At 64.3% G+C, this 19309-nt stretch carries 15 protein-coding genes; 10 read left to right on the top strand and 5 right to left on the bottom strand.

The window, feature by feature from the left end; genetic code table 11:
- Positions 1-17: 17 nt before the first annotated feature.
- Together ABD059_RS11465 and ABD059_RS11470 are read right to left on the bottom strand one after the other, a co-directional pair.
- Positions 18-935 (bottom strand): GGDEF domain-containing response regulator, encoded by a 918-nt coding sequence (locus ABD059_RS11465; RefSeq protein WP_343880105.1) that lies wholly within the window; start codon positions 933-935, stop codon positions 18-20.
- A complete protein-coding gene (locus ABD059_RS11470) occupies positions 932-4348 on the bottom strand; it encodes a hybrid sensor histidine kinase/response regulator (RefSeq protein ID WP_343880107.1) in 3417 nt (1138 codons plus the stop codon). The genes ABD059_RS11465 and ABD059_RS11470 overlap by 4 nt, the downstream gene beginning before the upstream one ends.
- A gap of 254 nt (positions 4349-4602) precedes the next feature.
- Here ABD059_RS11470 and ABD059_RS11475 point away from each other — a divergent pair, with 254 nt between their 5' ends.
- Complete coding sequence (locus ABD059_RS11475; RefSeq protein WP_343880109.1) at positions 4603-6561, top strand: penicillin-binding transpeptidase domain-containing protein; 1959 nt, start codon at positions 4603-4605, stop codon at positions 6559-6561.
- Here ABD059_RS11475 and ABD059_RS11480 read toward each other — a convergent pair.
- Positions 6558-6959: a YccF domain-containing protein gene (locus ABD059_RS11480; protein WP_343880111.1), complete on the bottom strand. Its 402-nt coding sequence runs from the start codon at positions 6957-6959 to the stop codon at positions 6558-6560. The two genes, ABD059_RS11475 and ABD059_RS11480, sit on opposite strands and share 4 nt — an antisense overlap.
- Positions 6960-7092: 133 nt before the next feature.
- Positions 7093-8775 (bottom strand): DEAD/DEAH box helicase, encoded by a 1683-nt coding sequence (locus ABD059_RS11485; protein ID WP_343880113.1) that lies wholly within the window; start codon positions 8773-8775, stop codon positions 7093-7095.
- Positions 8776-9082: 307 nt separating this feature from the next.
- Between ABD059_RS11485 and ABD059_RS11490 the strand changes: the two genes are divergently transcribed.
- A complete protein-coding gene (locus ABD059_RS11490) occupies positions 9083-10321 on the top strand; it encodes a M20 metallopeptidase family protein (RefSeq protein ID WP_343880115.1) in 1239 nt (412 codons plus the stop codon).
- Between the two features lie 12 nt (positions 10322-10333).
- Here the strand turns inward: ABD059_RS11490 and ABD059_RS11495 are convergent, their stop codons facing one another.
- Positions 10334-10630, bottom strand: coding sequence for a hypothetical protein (locus ABD059_RS11495; protein ID WP_343880117.1), 297 nt, complete (start codon positions 10628-10630; stop codon positions 10334-10336).
- A gap of 81 nt (positions 10631-10711) precedes the next feature.
- Between ABD059_RS11495 and ABD059_RS11500 the strand changes: the two genes are divergently transcribed.
- From ABD059_RS11500 to ABD059_RS11535, 8 genes are all read left to right on the top strand, one after another.
- Positions 10712-11488 (top strand): type 1 glutamine amidotransferase domain-containing protein, encoded by a 777-nt coding sequence (locus ABD059_RS11500; protein ID WP_343880119.1) that lies wholly within the window; start codon positions 10712-10714, stop codon positions 11486-11488.
- A 121-nt stretch (positions 11489-11609) separates the two neighbouring features.
- Complete coding sequence (trmB, locus tag ABD059_RS11505) at positions 11610-12494, top strand: tRNA (guanosine(46)-N7)-methyltransferase TrmB (RefSeq protein ID WP_343880121.1); 885 nt, start codon at positions 11610-11612, stop codon at positions 12492-12494.
- Positions 12495-12665: 171 nt separating this feature from the next.
- A complete protein-coding gene (locus tag ABD059_RS11510; RefSeq protein ID WP_343880565.1) occupies positions 12666-13817 on the top strand; it encodes an MFS transporter in 1152 nt (383 codons plus the stop codon).
- A 104-nt stretch (positions 13818-13921) separates the two neighbouring features.
- The gene (locus tag ABD059_RS11515) at positions 13922-14572 is read left to right on the top strand and encodes a hypothetical protein (protein WP_343880123.1); all 651 of its coding nucleotides are present in this window, start codon (positions 13922-13924) and stop codon (positions 14570-14572) included.
- Complete coding sequence (locus tag ABD059_RS11520) at positions 14565-14861, top strand: transcriptional regulator (protein WP_343880125.1); 297 nt, start codon at positions 14565-14567, stop codon at positions 14859-14861. Before ABD059_RS11515 ends, ABD059_RS11520 begins: the two co-directional genes overlap by 8 nt.
- 19 nt (positions 14862-14880) lie before the next feature.
- Entirely contained in the window at positions 14881-15846 is a 966-nt protein-coding gene (locus ABD059_RS11525) for an ABC transporter ATP-binding protein (RefSeq protein ID WP_343880127.1), read from the top strand.
- Entirely contained in the window at positions 15843-16646 is an 804-nt protein-coding gene (locus ABD059_RS11530) for an ABC transporter permease (protein WP_343880129.1), read from the top strand. The genes ABD059_RS11525 and ABD059_RS11530 overlap by 4 nt, the downstream gene beginning before the upstream one ends.
- A 475-nt stretch (positions 16647-17121) precedes the next feature.
- Entirely contained in the window at positions 17122-19284 is a 2163-nt protein-coding gene (locus ABD059_RS11535; RefSeq protein WP_343880131.1) for an alpha-galactosidase, read from the top strand.
- Positions 19285-19309: the final 25 nt, after the last annotated feature.

Raw genomic sequence — 19309 nt, forward strand, 5'->3', positions numbered from 1 at the left:
TTGTCCGGGCCGGGTTGCTACCCGGCCCGGACAAAACTCGACACCCGGTTCCGACCCGCTGCCTTGGCCGCGTACAGGGCGTCGTCGGCTTCCTTGAGCAGTTGCCCGCTACTGACAGCATGGTCGGAGGCGAACGTTGAGATCCCAGCGCTGATCGTCAACACCTGGCGCGGGTTGCCATAATGGGTGATAGCAAGCTCCTCGATGCCTGACCTGATCCGTTCGACAGCGGCTTCGGCTGCCTTTGCGTCCTGGTCAGGCAGAATCAGCAAAAACTCCTCGCCGCCATAGCGGTAGACACCGTCTGTGTCCCGGGCCAGAGCGGCAAGGGTTTTGGCCACTGATTTCAGGGCCTCATCGCCGGCTGGATGACCCTGCAGGTCGTTGAAGCTCTTGAAGTGGTCGACGTCGCAGAGGGCCAGAGAGTAACGCCCGCCGTAGCGCAGGCTGCGGTTATGCAACAGCTCAAGATCCTCGGTCAGTTTCAACCGGTTGTCCACGTTGGTGAGCGGATCCGTCCGCGCCTGTCGGGTCAGCTCCTGCCGGTACTTTCCAAGCTCCGAATGCAGGGCCGTGACCCGGCGCGCCACCAGCAGCCTCGTGCGCAGGGTAAACGGATCCAGGGGTTTGGTGACGTAGTCATCAGCACCAGCCTCCATCCCTGCGAGCACATCGTTCTGGGAACCGAACGAGGTCAGCAGGACTAGGTAGGTGTAGGTGTCCACCTCGGCACTGCGGATGGCCCTGCACAGCTCCAACCCGTTGAGTCCTGGCATCATCCAGTCCGTCACGACAACCTGGGGTTGGCAGTGCTGGAACAGTTCCCAGGCTGAGTCCCCGTCGGTGGCGGACAGGCATTCGTAGCCTGCCTGTTCCACCACAGCCTTCGCGACCATGAGCGAGCCCGGGTCATCGTCCACTACCAGGACCTTCACGGCGCTCCTATCACTGATTCGGCGAGCGCGACGTAGACCAGTTCAAGTTCCGCCTCCAGATCAGCCAGTCTTTCCGGGTGTACCACGGTTTCGTTTCTCGACGCGTCCTCGAGCTGCGCGCACAGCGCAGCGACGCCGTCGGCGCCAATGTTCGCTGCAGCGCCGCGAAGCTTGTGGGCAGCGTCCCCCAATCCAGTCCCCCGCGCCACCGCTTCGCGGAGCTCCGCCAGGTCGCCGGGTACAGCGCCGAGGAACGCGGCTGCCGCAGCGGGCAGCACTCCCCACCCATCATCGGCGCCGAGCCCACGGAGCATTTCCAGTCGGGCGGGGTCCACTACCTCCCGGGGTTCGGCGTGCGCGACGACGGTCTCGGGTGCGGGCGCTGCCACCAGGTGAGGGGCTGACTGCGGTGCGCCGCTCGGCGTAGTCTCTTCCGGGGTGCGGACCCACCGGAGCAAAGTGGTCCGGAGCTGGGCAAGGTCCACCGGCTTCGCGAGATAATCGTCCATCCCCGCTGCACGGCACCGTTCGCGGTCCTCGCTGAGCGCCCCTGCGGTCATGGCGATGATCGGCAGGTGCGGTCCGCCACGACCCCGGATGACCCGGGTGGCTTCGAACCCATCCATCACCGGCATATGGCAGTCCATCATCACTGCAGCGTAGGTCTCGTGGGAGGTGGCCTTGACCGCTTCGGCACCGTCGCCGACCAGATCCACCTGGTATCCCAGCTTCAGCAACATCGATTCTGCCACCAGTTGGTTGACCGCATTGTCCTCAACCACCAGGATGCGGGCATTGGGACCACCCTGGGCATCCTGAAGCTGGACGGTGCGGGAGTGAATAGTTTCCGGCACCGGGTCAGCGTCGGTGTGGGTCATCAGGTGCATCAGCCGGTCGTACAGCGCCGAGCTGCGAACCGGTTTGGTCAACCATTCAGACACCCCGGCAGCGACGAGCCGGTCGCGGTCGATATGCCCGAGGGAGGTGAGCAGGATCAACCGGGTGGCGGCCAGCTCGGGGTGGCTGCTGATTGCCTCAGCCAGTTCGATCCCATTGATACCCGGCATACACATGTCGAGGACCGCAATGTCGAAAGGTTCTCCTGCGTCGACTGCGGATAGGAGTCGCTCCAGCGCGACGTCACCGGTTTCAACAGTCACAGTGTCCATTCGCCAGGAGTCCAGCTGGGATTCCAGCACCAGCCGGTTGGTCGCATTGTCGTCGACCACCAACACCCGTAGATCATCAAGCAGGCTGGTTTCCGGTGCCGCAACACTTTTCGACCCGGCCAGTGGCAGGGTGAACCAGAAGGTGCTGCCAGCCCCCGGGGTGCTCGAAACTCCGATGGTCCCCCCCATTGCCTCGGTCAGGCGCCGGGAGATAGCCAGCCCCAAACCTGTTCCGCCGTATCTGCGGGTCGTCGAAGCATCAGCCTGCGCGAAGGACTCAAACAGTCTCTCGTGATCGGATTCATCCACCCCAATGCCCGTGTCCTGCACCTCGAACCGGATCATTGGTCGCCTGTCACCGGATGCGTCGTCTGGGTCCTCGCGATGCACCCGGATGGCGATCTCTCCGGCTGCCGTGAACTTCACCGCGTTCGAGAGCAAATTGAGCAGCACCTGCCGGATCCGGCCGGCGTCCCCAATCAGCTGAGCCGGCACCTCGGGGAGGCAGTAGGCGATCAGCTCCAGATTCTTCTGTCGCGCCCCCTCCGCGAGGAGGCCCGCGACCTCGTCAATGAGGGTTCGCGGGTCGAAGGACTCCATCTCCAGGTTGATCCGGCCGGCTTCAAGTTTCGAGAAGTCGAGGATGTCATTGATGAGCAGCAGCAACGACTCGCCGGCACCCTTAACCCCCTGGGCATACTGCCGCTGGGTCGAATCAAGCGGCGTATCAAGCAACAGCCCGGTCAGTCCGATCACCCCGTTCATCGGGGTCCGGATCTCATGGCTCATGGTGGCCAGAAACTCGGATTTCAGCCGGGTTGCCTCCAAGGCAGCCTCCCTCGCCTTGCGCAGGTCGGCTTCGGCTGCCCGCCGTTCGCTGATGTCCTGGGCGATGGTTGCCAGGCCTCGCATCACCCCCTCGGTGAACACCGGGGAGATAGTCATTGCGACCTGCACAATCGACCCGTCGCTGCGGAAACGCTCTGTCTCAAAGCTGAGCCCCTCACCCGTGGCTGCCACGAGCTCCTGCGCTTCGTCGTTCGCTGCCTGAGCCGAATCCGGGACGAAGAACCCCTTGTCCTGGCCAATGGTGTCCTCCGCCAGATAGCCGAAGATGCGTTCAGCACCGGGGTTCCAGCTGACGATCTTGCCGTCGGGGGTGCAGCCGAAGATCGCGTCCGACGACGACGTCACGATCGCACCGAGACCTTCCAGTTCCGCAGTGCGGGCCGCGACCTGGTCTGCCAGCCCCCTGGTCAGCGTCACATTCTCGACGACGATCAGTACCTGGCGGATGACCAGCAGCACCAGAGCGACAACCCCAATACCCAGCTGGACCGGGTACCTGCCGTCCACTGCCGTGTATCCCGCGACGACTATTGCCACAACAACCGGGGCGTAGGGGAGAAGTTCCAGGGCGACAGCGTAGCGGTGCCGGTCGCCGTCGGTCCGCGGTCGGCGGGGGACCAACGGTGCGACCGCGATCAACACGAAGGCAAGAATCCACCCGATCACCAGCGGGGACCCCGTCACACCCGAAACGCCCTCGAACGTCAATCGCACGTACACACTGTCCGTCACGGCGAGGACAAGCAGACCGCCGCCCATGCAGAACCAGCGCAGCCGGTCTCCCACCGGCCGTCGGATGCCCAGCACGAGCACCAGGGAAATGATGATCACATCGACCACCGGGTAGGAGGTGCCGGTGAGTTGCCCGATGAATGCCTGATCGGACGATCGATAAGCGGGTCCCAAAACCGTCGCCCAACTGATAAACAGCACAGTTGCGGCGATCACTCCGCCGTCAAGGAGGGTGTGGAGGCGGGACACGAGGGTTGCCGGCGGCCGGGGAAAGAGGAAGAGGGCTGCCGTCGCAGGTATGGCATAGCCGATGAAGCCGACGTCAGCCAGCGAGGGAAAGGGGTAGAGGTGATTTCTGGTCAGGCCCAGGTAGGTCCAGGCCACCATGCCCCCGAACCAGACCAGGGTTGCAACTGACAGGGACCACCAGGCTTTGGCGGATTCCCTGTCCCGTCGGGCACCGACGGCGCAGCTGACCGTGGCACCGAGGCTGAAAAAGAGTAGGCTCGCGTTTCCAATGTTCTGGGCCTGCGGTGAGCCGCTGTCCGCGGTGAGATAGCCGCCGATCCCCAGGATCAACGCCAGACCACCGCCAACAAGCCACCAGAGTCCATTCCGCCGGGGCGCGGACAAACCCTGCGGTGCAACTGCGAGAGTATTCACATGGATCCTTTCGGCGGCTCAGTAGCGACGTACCGAGCGCTCCCCCACCAGGTGATCCGTCACTGCGCCGTCGTGCCTCTATAACCTCCTGCTACTGTAACGTCCCGCGCTCCAGGAACAGGATCACGCCTCCAACATGTCACCGTTTCGATATTTATGGTGGGGGACCATGCCTGGCGCCTGCGGCACTAACCGCCGCGCCTCAGGGCTGACGCTTCATCGAGGCGACAATGCGGGTAGGCAATAATGACTCAATGGGGAATCTTCGACGGACAACATCAGTGGCGACCATCGCAGCGCTTGCGCTCGCCCTCACCGCCTGTACGGATACCGGCCCGACAGCCGAGGATGCTGCTGCCACCTTCGCCGAAGGGCTCAGTGCCCTTGATGTCACCGGTTCCACGTTCGCCACCGGTTCGGTCGCAGCGGTCAACGAGGAACTGGCCGCGATCACCGCCGCCCTCGACCCGCTAACACCGTCAGTGTCCGTCGGTGAGGTGCAGTCCGTTTCCGAAGACCAGGCCACCGCGCAGTTGAACCATGTGTGGGATGTGGATGAAAGTGCTGAGGACTGGACCTATTCCACCACCGTCGAGCTGTCGCGGACCGACGATATCTGGCAGGTGGCCTGGGACCCGGCTGTCGCAGTCGAAGGGCTGGCTGCCAGCGAGGTACTGGCGACCTCGTCCGTCCCGGCGGCCCGCGGTGACATCCTCGGCGCCGACGGCGAGGTGCTCGTCACTGATCGTCCGGTCCTCCGCATCGGCATCGACAAAACCCAGCTCGAGGAAGATCAGCTCGCAGGATCCGCGCAGGGGCTGGCCGACCTCGTCGGAGTAAACCCGGCGGACTTCACCACCCAGGTGGAGGGTGCGGGCCAGGAGGCTTTCGTGGAGGCAATTGTCCTGCGCGATGACGCCTCACGCACCGTCACGGATGACGAGCTGGCCGCCGTTCCAGGGGCCCTGGCCCTCCCCGACGAACTAGCCCTCGCACCCACCCGGACCTTCGCCAGGGAGCTGCTCGGGTCGGTGGGCCAGGCCAGCGCGGAAATGATTGAACAGTCCGACGGCGATCTGGAAGCCGGGGACTTGACTGGGTTGTCCGGCCTGCAGCTGCAGCACAATGACCAGCTGGCCGGCTCCCCCGGCCTGACGATTACGGCGACCCCCGCTGAGCCGGCCGACGGCGCCGAAGCCCGGCCCCTCTTCGAGAAGGATCCGGTGGCTGGCGAGCCCCTGGGGATTACCGTCGACCAGACGCTCCAGTCCCTCGCCGAGACAGTGCTTGAGGAGGAACCGTCGGCGTCGTCGATTGTCGCTGTCCGCCCGTCAACGGGAGACATTCTGACCGTGGCCAACGGCCCTGGCAGTGCCGGCCTGCAGACCGCACTGTTGGGTCAGTATGCCCCTGGATCGACCTTCAAGGTTGCCACCTCGCTGGCCCTGCTCCGCGAGGGGTTCACCCCCGAATCTCCCACCCAGTGCACTGAGGAGCTGGTCGTCGACGGCCGGTCGTTCAACAACGCCAGCACGTACCCTGCGGCGTTCCTGGGTGAGATTCCGCTGTTGCAGACCTTCGCCCAATCCTGCAACACCGGGTTCATCGCCACCCGCGACGCCGTTTCACAGGCAGAACTGGCTAGTGCCGCTGCAGATCTCGGCGTCGGGGTTGAAGCGTCGATCGGCATTCCAGCCTTCTTCGGTTCGGTGCCCGAAGCTGCCGATGGCACGGCGCACGCTGCGTCGATGATCGGTCAGGGGGAGGTCCTGGTGTCGCCCCTGGCCCTCGCCGTCATGACCGCTAGTGTCGGCGCCGGTGAACGTGTCACCCCGACCCTGCTCGCCGCCGATGCGGCCAGCGAGCCGGCCGGGAATACAGCCACCAAGAGTGCCGGCGACTCCGACCCATCGCCGTCTCCGGCTGGTACTCCGAGCGCGCTCACCGTCGACGAGGCTGGAACGCTGCGGACCCTGATGGCCGCCGTCGTGGCCGAAGGTGGCGCAACGGTGCTTGCCGATGTGCCAGGGGAACCAGTACTGGCAAAGACCGGCACCGCGGAGTTCGGCGATGAGGACCCACCGCGGACCCACGCCTGGATTGTGGCGTTGCAGGGCGACTTGGCGGTCGCGGTGTTTGTGGAGGAAGGCGACCTGGGCTCGACGTCCGGCGGCCCGCTGATGGACGCTTTCCTGCGCGGCGCCGCGGGCTAGCGCAGCTGAGGGACCCGGGTGCCGCGCGTCTCGACGATTTCCTTGCCGAGCGGTGTCAGGGACACCGGGATCATCTTGAGGTTCGCAATGCCGAGGGGAATGCCAATGATGCTCAGGAACATCGGGATTGCCGTCAGGACATGCCCGATGGCCAGCCAGATCCCCGCGACGACAATCCAGATGACGTTGCCGAGCGTCGACAGCGTTGATGCTCGGCCGCCCCGGTCCACGATGGTGCGCCCGAAGGGCCAGATGGCGTAGGCGGCGATCCTGAAGGAGGCGATGCCGAAGGGGATGGTCACAATCAGCAGACAGCAGATCACGCCGGCGAGGACGTATCCCAAGGCGAGCCAGATGCCGCCGAAAATCAGCCAGATGACGTTCAGAATTGCGTTCATGGTGTCAATCTTCCTTCATTGTGCACGTTGGGTCCACGGGCGGCCCTCCCCGACACCAACAGTGCCCCTCCCCGAACGGGGAAGGGCACTGTTCTATGTCGACGGTTCAGCGACTACCAGCCAGGGCTGTCAGCTAGTTGCTGCGGCGATCGTTTGATGCGGGTGCAGTGGCACGGCGCGGCCCCGACGGACGACGTCCGGCACCGGTCGACGGAGTGTGGTTGCGCTGGTTGCCGGACTCCTGCTTGGCCCCTGGCGTGCTGGAGCGGTGAGCGGATTTGCCCTGCGGAGCGACGTCGGCTGCCCTGGCGCCGCTGGCAGGGCGACGGGTGCGGTTACCGCCACCGTTTCCTGACCCGGCCGGACGGTCGTCGTCACGACGGCGTGCGCCGCCGGTGGTCGCGCCAGCCGAAGAGCCGGTCTGGCCACCGAAGCGGGCCCCACGCGGCTGATCCTGCCGGCGGTCCGACCGGTTGCCCGGCTCGGCTGCAACGCGTCCGCGTCCACCGCGTCCGCCGCGGCCACCAGTTGACGGTGCCGCGGTGCCGCGGCGCTTGCGCTGGGCGTTGGCCCCGGTGGAGGTGCCACCACCACGCTGCGCTTCACGCGAGGCAACCAGTGATGCGCGGGTGCGCGGATCGATCTTCTCGGCGACATCACCGATCAGCTTGCCGACCAGCTGTGAGGTGGCCTTCACATTCTCAAAGGCAACGTCGACGCCCGCGGCGCGCATCAGTTTCTGCACCTCGGACTTCTGCTCCGGCAGGGTGATCGTCACGACGGTGCCGGACGAGCCGGCACGGGCGGTACGGCCCGAGCGGTGCAGGTAGGCCTTGTGCTCGGTGGGTGGATCCACGTGGACCACGAGTTCGACGTCGTCCACGTGCACGCCGCGGGCGGCGACGTCGGTGGCGACGAGGACACGCACATCGCCGGAGGAGAACTCGGCGAGGTTCCGGTCACGGGCGTTCTGCGACAGGTTGCCGTGCAGATCGACGGCCGGGATGCCCGCATCGGTCAGGGTCTTAGCCAGCTTGCGTGCGTGGTGCTTGGTGCGCATGAAGAGCAGGCGGCGTCCGCTGCCCGAAGCGAGCTGAACGATCAGCTGCTTCTTCTGGGTCTGGTCGCCAACCAGCAGCACGTGGTGCTCCATGGTGGTCACCGAGGCCTGGGGGTCATCGACCGAGTGCGTCAGTGGGTTGGTCAGGTACCGCTGGACGAGCTTGTCCACGCCGTTGTCCAGGGTGGCGGAGAACAGCAGTCGCTGGCCTTCCTTGGGGGTGGTGTCCAGGAGCTTCTTCACGACGGGAAGGAAGCCGAGGTCGGCCATGTGGTCGGCCTCGTCCAGGACGGTGATCTCGACGGCGTCGAGGGTGATGAGCTTCTGGCGCATCAGGTCCTCAAGCCGGCCTGGGCAGGCGATGACGATGTCGACGCCGGCGCGGAGCGCCTTCTCCTGGCGGGCCTGGGAGACACCGCCGTAGATGACAGTGGTGTTCAGGCCGAGCACGGTGGCCAGCGGCTCAATGGTGGCGTTGATCTGAGTCGCGAGCTCGCGGGTCGGTGCGAGGACCAGAGCCAGCGGGCGTCCGGGCTTCCGCCGGTACGCGGCTTCCTGCTCGGCCAGCCGCGCCACCATGGGCAGCGCGAAGGCCAAGGTCTTGCCCGAGCCAGTGCGGCCACGGCCCAGCACGTCGCGGCCAGCCAGGGTGTCCGGCAGCGTTTTGACCTGGATGGGGAACGGTTCGGTGATTCCCTGGGCAGTAAGGGTTTGGACCAGTGCCTTGGGCACACCGAGGGCAGCAAAAGTAGTCATGTAGGTACACGAACTTTCTTCTCATCTTCCCCACGAATCGGTTGACGCGAGGGGGTTCGCCGAAGAAAAGTCAGACAGTGTCAACCGCGCTCACAATGCTGGGAGCTCAAATGCGGGACAAAAGAATGCGTTCATCGACGCAAGCTGCGCTGGATTTTCGGCAAAGTTGGAGTGTTCCCAACCAAGCCGACACGCAGACAAGTACCCCAACCCTATCAGCGAAAACTGTCCTGAACTTGCGTTGAGCACGTTTTGGCCGTGGACTGTGGGTGGAAGTGACTGACACCACAGCTACTCGGGAGACCCCATGACACACTCCGCTGAGACAGTGCTCGCCGACGCTCACGGCATCCAGGATGATCTGGTGCGCCTACGTCACCGTCTTCACCAGGAGCCGGAGATCGGTTTGCAGCTGCCCCGCACCCAGAAGAAGGTACTCGAGGCTCTCGACGGCCTGCCTTACGAAATCACCCTGGGCAAAGACACCACCTCGGTGACCGCTGTGCTCCGGGGTCGGGGTGCCTACTCATCAGCCGACAAGCCGGTGGTGCTCCTGCGCGGAGACATGGATGCGCTACCCGTGCAGGAACAGACCGGTGTCGAGTACACCTCCACTATTGACGGGGCCATGCACGCGTGCGGGCATGACCTGCACACCGCCATGCTGGCCGGGGCCGCCGCCCTGCTGGCGGACCGGCGGGACCGGCTGGCCGGCGACGTCGTCCTCATGTTCCAGCCCGGAGAGGAAGGCTTCGACGGTGCCGGGGTGATGATCCGGGAGGGCGTGCTGGAGGCGGCAGGTCGGACTCCCGACGCCGCGTACGGGTTGCACGTCATGTCGGCGCTCGCACCCAATGGACTGCTGTCGACCCGCCCCGGCACGCTGATGTCGGCTTCGGATGGGCTCTCGGTGACCGTGCACGGGGCCGGCGGGCACGGCTCCGCCCCGCATCTGGCGAAGGATCCCATCACTGCCGCAGCGGAGATGGTGACCGCCCTGCAGGTGATGATTACCCGGCAGTTCAACATGTTCGACCCGGTGGTGGTGACCGTTGGGGTGCTCAGGGCAGGCACCAAACGCAATGTGATCCCCGAGTCGGCGGTGTTTGAGGCGACGGTCAGGACCTTCTCGGACGCGAACCGGGAGAAGATGCAGCAGGTGGTCCCACGGCTCCTGGAAGGGATCGCCGCCGCGCACGGCCTGGAGGTGAGCGTCAACTACTCGACCGAATATCCGTTGACCGTCACTGACAACGACGAAACGGTGCGAGCCGAATCGGTGATTGAAGACCTGTTCGGTTCGCAACGGTACAGCCGGATGGCTCAGCCGTTGAGCGGATCGGAAGACTTTTCACGGATCCTGGCAGCGGTTCCGGGCAGTTTCGTCTTCCTGTCCGCGGCGACGCCCGGTTCGGATCCGCTGCAGAGCGCCTACAACCATTCTCCATACGCGACGTTCGACGACAACGTACTGGGCGATGGTGCAGCCCTCTACACGCAGCTGGCGCTGGCACGGATCGCCGAGCTGGCCGCCGTCGTGCACTAGATAGGTCGTGCGCTAGCTGATGAGGCGGCTGACGACCAGGTAGATCAGGGCTCCGGCACCGAGCACCCGACGGAAGGGGCTATCACCCTGCGCCAGCTCCAGGTACGCCCAGGTGAACAGGAAGGCTGCGCTGAAGAAGGCCAGGACAGCTGACACGCCGGGGTCGGGAGTCAGTGCGGCGGCCACCATCAGCACGAGCCATCCGATGATGGGGATGTTGGGGAACTGGCCGATAACCAGATTCCCGTCGCGGTCGGAGAAGAAACGCCGCAACCCACGTGCGGTGCCACCCTGGGGCTCTGGTGTCATCACTCAAGTCTACGGACGGAGGCGAGGTGCGCTGCCACTGCTCCTCACCTAGGGTGGAAACATCGACTAGAGGAGCACTTCATGAAAAAAATCCTACTTGTACTGACCAGCGTTTCCGAGCTTGGCGACACCGGCGAGAAGACCGGCTACAACGTGGCCGAGGCTGCCCACCCCTGGAAGGTTTTCAAGGATTCGGGTCACTTCGTTGACTTCGCCTCCATCAAGGGTGGCGTCCCTCCCCGCGACGAGGTCGACACGTCCGACCCCATCCAGGTGGCCTTCACCGAGGACGAGACCACCAAGGCTGGCCTGTACAACACAGCACGGGTCGACGTCGTCGATCCTTCGCAGTACGACGCCGTCTACCTGGTCGGCGGACACGGCACCATGTGGGACTTCCCGGACAGCGAGGGTCTGCAGAAGCTGGTTGCCAGCGTGTACAACGCTGGCGGAGTGGTCGGCGCCGTGTGCCACGGCCCCGCCGGCCTGCTGAACGTTGAGTTGGAAAATGGCCTGCGCCTGGTCGAAGGCAAGCGCGTTGCGGCGTTCACCAACGACGAGGAAGTCGCCGCCGACAAGGACAAGATTGTTCCGTTCTTCCTGGCTGACCGCCTGGAGGAACAGGGCGCCACCCACGTTTCGGCAGGTGTCTTCGAAGAGAAGGTCATCGTCGACGAGCGCCTGGTGACCGGCCAGAACCCGGCCTCCGCCGGTGGGGTTGCCAAGGAGATGGAGAAGCTCCTCGCGGAGGTCATCCACCAGGAAAAGGCCGAAGAACAGGACGAGTCCGAAGCGCTGCGGGCCGAGAAGGACGCTGAAAAGGCGGCAGCGGCCGCGGCAGCCGAGTCGGACCACTAGGCTCCCCCCGAGACACCTCTCCGGGACGCGCCCGCAAAGATTGATGGAACACCCCGCTTCGGCAGGTCCATTCCACTGATTTCTGCGGGCGCGTTTCGTTCGCTTGGATACCCTTAGAACAATGAGCACCGACCCAGCAGCCCCCACACCGCCAGCCGAGCAGCACCTGTCCCAGCCAGTTTCCTTCGTCCGCAGAGGATCGCGGCTGCAGGGCCGGCGCCGCCAGGCGTGGGCGGAACTCGACGACTTTGTGATCGACGTTCCGCGCAACACCATGGCCGACACGTCGGTTGACCCCGAGTACCAGTTCGACGCTGCAGCCGAGTTCGACCGTGACGCGCCCCTCGTCGTCGAAGTCGGTTCGGGCCTCGGCGAAGCAATCACCCACGCCGCCGAGCTGCAGCCAGACTTCAACTTCCTGGCACTGGAAGTGTACAAACCGGGTCTCGCCCAGACCCTCCTGCGCATCGAGCAGAAGGGTCTCACCAATGTTCGTATCGCGCAGGCCAATGCGGCAGAAGCCCTCGCCACCATGCTGCCGGAGGGATCCGTCAGCGAACTCTGGGTGTTCTTCCCCGATCCCTGGCATAAAACCCGCCATCGTAAGCGCCGCCTGGTCAAAGCGGACTTCGCCGAGGTCGCGGCACGAGTACTCGCACCGGGCGGTCTCTGGCGACTGGCAACCGATTGGTCCGACTACGCCGTCCAGATGCGCGACGTCCTGGACGCGTCAGATGGTTTCACCAACGTGCACGACGGCGAACGCACTGGTGCGGACAGCCCCCTCACCCAGGTGTGGGACAGCGGGGTGGAACTGGTGGTCGGGGGCGCCCCGGTCCGGGAAGGGAAAGACCCTGTCAGCACCGGAAACACCGGCGTCAACGAGGGAATCGATACCCGCGGAGGGTGGGCTCCCCGCTTTGACGGCCGGACCCTCACCAGCTTCGAGAACAAGGCCCACGAGGCCGGCCGGATGATCTTTGATCTGACCTATCGCAAGATCTAGGCGTACTGGTTTGCCCATCTTCTCCGAGCACGCACGCCCGAAACGCGGCGTGCCGCCGATGACACGCCGTAAGGACCCGCAGAAGCGGGGGAAACTTGCACACGGTGCGCGCCGGTGACCCCTCACGAGGCATGGGAGGGTCACCCCAAAGGCAGCCGCGCCTATAACCGGATGCTCTGGGCCCTGTTCTTCGCCGGAGTCGCCACATTCTCCCAGCTGTACTCGGTGCAGAGCGTCCTGACCAGCATCGCCAGTGACTTCTCCATCTCGGCGGCGCAGGCGGCGCTCACGGTGTCGGCTGCGACCATCGGGCTCGCCCTGGCGGTCATCCCCTGGTCCTGGGTGGCTGATCGGGCGGGCCGGAAGCGGACCATGACCTGGGCGATCAGCGCCGCCGTCGCTTTCGGACTCCTGGTACCCCTGGCCCCCACCTTTGAGCTGATGTTGGTACTGCGGTTTCTGGAGGGCGCGGCGCTCGGCGGTATCCCCGCCATCGCCCTCGTCTACCTCAACGAGGAGGTGCAGCGGCTACACGCCGCCGTCGCTGCGGGGACGTATGTTGCGGGAACCACCATCGGCGGACTGTCCGGACGCCTGGTGGCGGGCCCGGCGGCTGACCTGTTCGATTGGCGCGCCGGTGTACTGGCGGCAAGCCTCATGGCAGCGCTGTCCGCCGTGGCCTTCGTGTGGTTGGCCCCCGCGCCGCGACGGTTCACCCCAGTGGCCAGGGGGATCGGGCCTAAGCTGTCCGAACGGATCCTCCACAATCTCAGGTCGCCGAGGCAACTCGGCCTCTATGCCCAGGGATTCCTGCTGATGGGCGGGTTCGTCGCGGTATATAACTACCTTGGCTTCCGGCTTGAGCTCCCTCCCTTCGGCCTCCCCGTCGCGGTGATCAGTCTGCTGTTCCTCGCCTACCTGGCCGGAACCGTCACCTCCAGGGTGGCAGGAACCCTGGCGGTCCGGTTCGGTCGGCTTCGGGTGATGTTGGCCGGGATCCCGGTGATCGTGATCGGCCTGCTGATCACGCTCACCGATTCCCTACCCCTGGTCATCGTGGGCCTGATCGTCTTCACCGGCGGCTTTTTCACCGTCCACTCCGTGGCGGCCGGCTGGACCCCCCGGCTCACCGACGTCGGGCGCGCCCAGGCATCCAGCCTCTACAACTTCTTCTACTACGCCGGATCCAGCCTGATTGGCTGGATTGGGGGTTTCTTCTTCGGCGGCTTTGGCTGGACCGGCGTTGTGTTCTTTGCCAGCGCTCTGGCGATAGTCGCCGGCCTCCTCGCGGTGTCGACCCTCCGCGGCGCACCAAACCAGTAGCCCTCCAGTTCACCTCACCTGCCCTCTTGCGCACAGACTGGTTTGCATGACAAACTAGTCTGCATAATCTAGTGAGCCTGTAGTACAAGCAAAAGGGGAACCAAATGATTACTCAAGCACCCGACGGTGATCAGCCGCTCGATCTCCACAACGCTCTCCGCGTGGTGAAAAGCGCCGAAGAAACTGCCCGTCGTGAACTCCGCGGCAACGAAGCCCTGCTGTATCTGGTCTGGGGGCTTTCCTGGCTTCTGGGTTTCGGGACCCTGCACGGCTCGCGGTTCGGGTGGCTACCGCTCGACTATGAGCCCGCGCTAGCCATCTTCGGCGTCTTCCTGCTCATCGCCATCGTGATCACGATTGTCGCTACCGGCCGTTACAGCCGTGGGATCCGGGGTCACAGCGCATTCCTCGGCGCCATGTACGGGGTTGCCTGGGCGCTGGGGTTCCTCGTCATGGGCACGTTAAGCGGAATCATCGCCAACGTCGTCGACGACTTCTGGGTCCGCGGCATGCTGATCAACGGCATCGCGATTCTCATTGTGGGACTGCTGTACATCACCGGCGGAACCACCTTCAACGATAAGACCCAGTCCCTGATGGGCGTCTGGTTCCTGGTCATCAACATGGTGGCGCTGCTGAGTGGGTCCGAGCACTACCTCACCGTGTTCTTCATCTTCGGTTCCGGTGGGTTCCTGGCGGGCGCCCTGGTGGAAACCCTCCGCCGTCGTCAGCAAAGGCAGCTGACCCATGCCTGAGCTGGACCCCATCATCCATGCCGAGGCCCGCCTGAGGGCCATCACCACTCTCAACGAAGTAGGGGAACGGGACCGCATTGCCTTCACCAAGCTGCGCAAGATCCTGGATATGACAGCAGGAAATCTGTCGACCCACCTGCGCAAGCTCGAGGAGGCGGGCTACGTACAGATCACCAAGACCATTGAGGGGCGCACTCCCGCCACGTATGTCGCTATCACTGTCAAGGGCAAGTCGGCCTTTGCCGATTACCGCAAGGCACTGCAGGACCTCCTCGCGGGGCTTTCCTGATCCATTGAAAGGAGCTGTCATGAGTACTTCTGCCCTACCTCCCACCCCACAAGTGCTGGCATCCGCGTCACAGGTGACTAAGCGCTTTGGCGGAGTCACCGCACTGGATGACATCACGCTGGACATTCGTTCGGGCGAAGCTGTGGGCCTACTTGGACCGAATGGTGCCGGGAAATCGACTTTGATCAGCCTGCTGTGCGGGCTTCGCCGGGTCGACGTCGGCAAGGTTCGCATCTTTGGGCAAGACCCCCTGAACCCGGCGTCCCGGCTCCGACTTGGCACCACGCCGCAGGCCACCTCAGTACCACAGACGCTCAAGGTCCACGAGACGGTCGACTTTGTCGCGGCGCATTATCCCAACCCGATTCCCACTGCCGAGCTCCTGGCGGACTTTGGTCTCAGCGACTCCGCTGGCAGACAGTGCGGTGCACTATCGGGTGGTCAACAACGCCGACTTCTCGTTGCCCTCGCCTTGGTGGGCCGCCCGCAACTGGTCATCCTCGACGAGCCCACCACTGGGCTCGACGTCGAAGCCCGGGACAGCCTGTGGCGCTTGCTGCGTGCTTACCGAAGCTCTGGCGGGACCCTGCTGATCACCAGCCATTACCTCGAAGAGATCGAGGCCCTTGCCAGCAGGGTGGTCGTGATCGACCAGGGGTCGGTGATCGCCGACGGCTCTGTGGATGACATCCGCGGTGAGGTGGCCCTCAGCAGGGTCTCCTTCCGCACCTCGCTGCCGCCGTCGTCGTTCATGCAGCTCGCTCACACCGTAGGCGTGGAAACACGCGACGACGGCCGCCTGACCATCATCACTTCCGACGGTGACGTGACGGTCAGGGCATTGGTTCTGGAGCACCTCGACGTCGCTTCTATCGAGGTGCGCGCTGCGAGTCTCGAAGAAGCATTCAGGGCGCTGACCGGAGATCATGGGATGAAAGTCCCCGAGGCCCACCCGGCCCGCACTTTCGGCAGGGATCAGTCATGACAATTTCAGCCGGGCGTTCACCTGCGCCGACACAAGCCACACTGATCAGGGCCTACACCAAGGCCCAGGTGCTGGAACAACTCCGGATTCCTGTCGCGGTGATTTCCTCAACCATTTTCCCAGCCCTGGCCCTGTTGTTCTTTGTCATTCCGCAGCAAGCCACCGTCCAGGATCCGATCGCTTCCCTGACTGCTGTGGCCCAGTTGGCGCTCTTCGGCGTGATGAGTGCCTTTCTGTTCAATTATGGGATCGGGGTCGCTGAAGATCGGGCAAACCCGTGGAGTTCCTACCTCAGAACGCTTCCGGCGGGACCACTTTCGTCGACGCTCGCGCGGGCGCTGACGGCCATGCTGTTCGCTTTCATCGCCCTGATTCCGGTATTGATCCTCGGAGCGACACTGACTGCGGCTCCTGATGCCTTCATGTCTGGCACACTGTCCTGGTGGCGGATTCCGGTGTCGATTGCGGTCTGGTTGCTGTGCGGTTTGCCTTTCCTGGCCCTGGGTCTGTTCATCGGGTATTTGTGCACATCGAAGGTGGCGATCGCCGTTACCCAGGTGGTTTTCTTCCCGCTGGCATTCGCCGGGGGCATGCTGCTTCCACCGTTCCTGTTTCCCGACTGGCTCAACACGTTCTCACTATTCCTGCCCTCGCGCGCCGCCCGGGACATCTCGGTGCAGGTCTTCACCGGCGAATCAATCGAGCTGCTGTCGCTGGTGACCATCATCGTTTGGACGCTGCTCCTTGGAACTCTGGCGCTGTGGGCCAATCGACGGGACCAGGGCCGCCGGTTCCGGTAGACCGATCCCACCGCGGAAGGACCTGTGCCAGCTAGTGAGGAATATCTACAAAGAAGCACCGCTGCAGCCTCCGTGACAAGGCCTAGGGTCGTGGCGACCGACGACTGGAGTAAGCCCTCGCTGCCTAACCAGAGCGTCACGACCTAGGCGACCAGTAACACTGCAATCAGACGAAGCAGTCCCTCGTCACGCCGTCTGGGAGCGGGACGAACCAAACGACTGTCAGATAAACTGTTAGCCTGCTCCATTCCGCCCTGTCCCGTGGTTTTCGCCGTTGTGTTCACACAGCATAGGGCCAAATAGATTGCTACCCACCAGCTCACAGAGCACGAGCAGTGTTGCGATTGATCACCACACGGGTCGGTCTTCACAATTACGGCGGGGCGACCTTGTGAAGAACATACACCCCTGGCCCTCGAACCCCACGGCGTGCGCTGGTATCGAACCCATGATTCCTTTTCTGAAAGAATGTGTGATGACTATCCACTTATCAGCGGCGGACACCAGCGTAGTAATTGACGCCTCCGGACCCGGCGTCCCGACCATCCTGCACTGGGGCCCGTCCCTGGGCCACTTGAACGAGCAGCGACTCTCAGCACTTGCGGCATCCTTGGTGCCGCAACGCGTCTCCGGGGGCCTCGATGTCCCAGCTCAGCTGTCGGTCATTCCGCAGGAAGCGTTTGGCTGGCAAGGAACTCCAGGTTTCACGGGCCACCGCCAGGGAGCGAATATCTTTCCCGCGTTCCGCCTTGTTTCGCTTGAGCAGACGGAGACTGCTGGCGGGCAGGAGGTGGTGTTCACCGCTGACGATGAGGTTGCCTGTCTTCGCGCTACCGGGTCGATCAGTCTTACCGCCGGGGGTGTTCTGCGTCAACAGCTGTCGGTGACGAACACTGGTGACTCCGACTACGAGGTACGGTCGCTGCTGGCATCCGTCCCGTTGCCTGATTCAGCGGTCGAGGTGCTGGATACGACGGGGCGACATCTGCGCGAGCGGAGCCCCCAGCGCCACCTGTTCACCCAGGGAAGCTATCGCAGGGAAAGCCGGCGCGGTCGACCCGGCGCTGACGCCAGCGTGGTGCTGGCCGCCGGCACCCAGTCCTTCGGATTCGAGACCGGGCTGGTGCACGCCATACATCTGGCCTGGAGCGGGAATCATCAGCTCAGCGCCGAGAAGACTCCGACCGGGCAGGCTTTCCTCAGCGCCGGGGAGCTGCTTCTCCCGGAAGAGATTGTCCTCGCGCCGGGACAGACGTACACAGCCCCGCTAATGATGGCCTCCTGGGGGCATGGCCTCAACCAACTGTCCGCCCGCTTCCATGACGAGGTACGTTCCCGACCGGCCCACCCCTCATCCCGCCGCCCCGTCACGCTCAACACCTGGGAGGCCGTGTACTTCAACCACGACCTCAACCGGCTTACCCGCCTTGCCGACAAGGCAGCCGCCCTGGGCGTGGAACGGTTCGTTCTGGATGACGGCTGGTTCGCTGGCCGCCGCGATGACACCTCCAGCCTGGGCGACTGGTTCGTTGATCCCGAGGTCTGGCCCGACGGCCTCACCCCGCTCATCGATCATGTCCGGGGCCTCGGCATGGAATTCGGCCTTTGGTTCGAACCGGAGATGATCAACCTCGACTCCAAGCTCGCTGTGGACCACCCCGACTGGATCGTCCAGGCCGAGGGGAGGCTTCCCGTCCCGGGCCGCCAGCAGCAGGTCCTGAACCTCGCAAACCCGGCCGCCTACGACTACATTCTGGACTGCATTGACGCGATCCTGGGTTCCCACGACATTTCTTACATCAAGTGGGACCACAACCGTGACCTGCTCGACGCCGCAGACGCTTCCACCGGTCACGCGGTGATCCATCACAACGTCGCTGCCGTGTACCGGTTGATGCGCACGCTCAAGGACCGCCATCCCGGGCTGGAGATCGAGAGTTGTGCCTCCGGTGGAGCCCGCGTGGACCTCGGAATACTCGACCAAACCGACCGGATCTGGACCAGCGACTGCATCGATCCCCTCGAGCGGTTGACCATTCAGAAGTACACCGGCCTTCTGGTGCCTCCCGAACTGATGGGAATGCATATCAGCGGGCCGACGTCCCATTCCACTGGTCGAACCCATACCCTGCCCTTCCGGGCAGCGACAGCGATCTTCGGTCATTACGGCATCGAATGGGATATCTCCGCACTCACCGAGACCGAGACAGCGGACCTCAAGGAGTGGATCGACCTCCACGTCCAGTGGCGGGACATCCTCCACACCGGAATCGTCGTTCACGCGGACCTGCCGGATCCGGCGATGGACCTGCGCGGAACGGTCGCGTCCGACCAGTCCGCGGCACTGTTCGCCTACTCACTCACTGCCTCCAGCGCGTCCTACCCGCCGGGGAAACTCACCTTCCCCGGCCTTGATCCGGGCCGCTCCTATACGCTGCGGCTCGCCAGCCCCTACACGTCCCTTCCGGGCAACGGCCAGTCACCCCTGGCCTGGGCCGAGGCAGCTCTGACCGGCACGCCATTGGCGTTGACCGGGACCAGCCTCGCCCATGTCGGTATCCAGGCGCCCGTCCTGTTCCCCGAGCAGTCCATCCTGATCGAACTTCATGCAACCGGAAGCCTTAGCGCAGCTGATTGAACGAGGCGGGCGCTCCACCCGGGTG

This window comes from Arthrobacter flavus, assembly GCF_039526005.1.
Classification (GTDB): Bacteria; Actinomycetota; Actinomycetes; order Actinomycetales; family Micrococcaceae; genus Arthrobacter_D; species Arthrobacter_D flavus.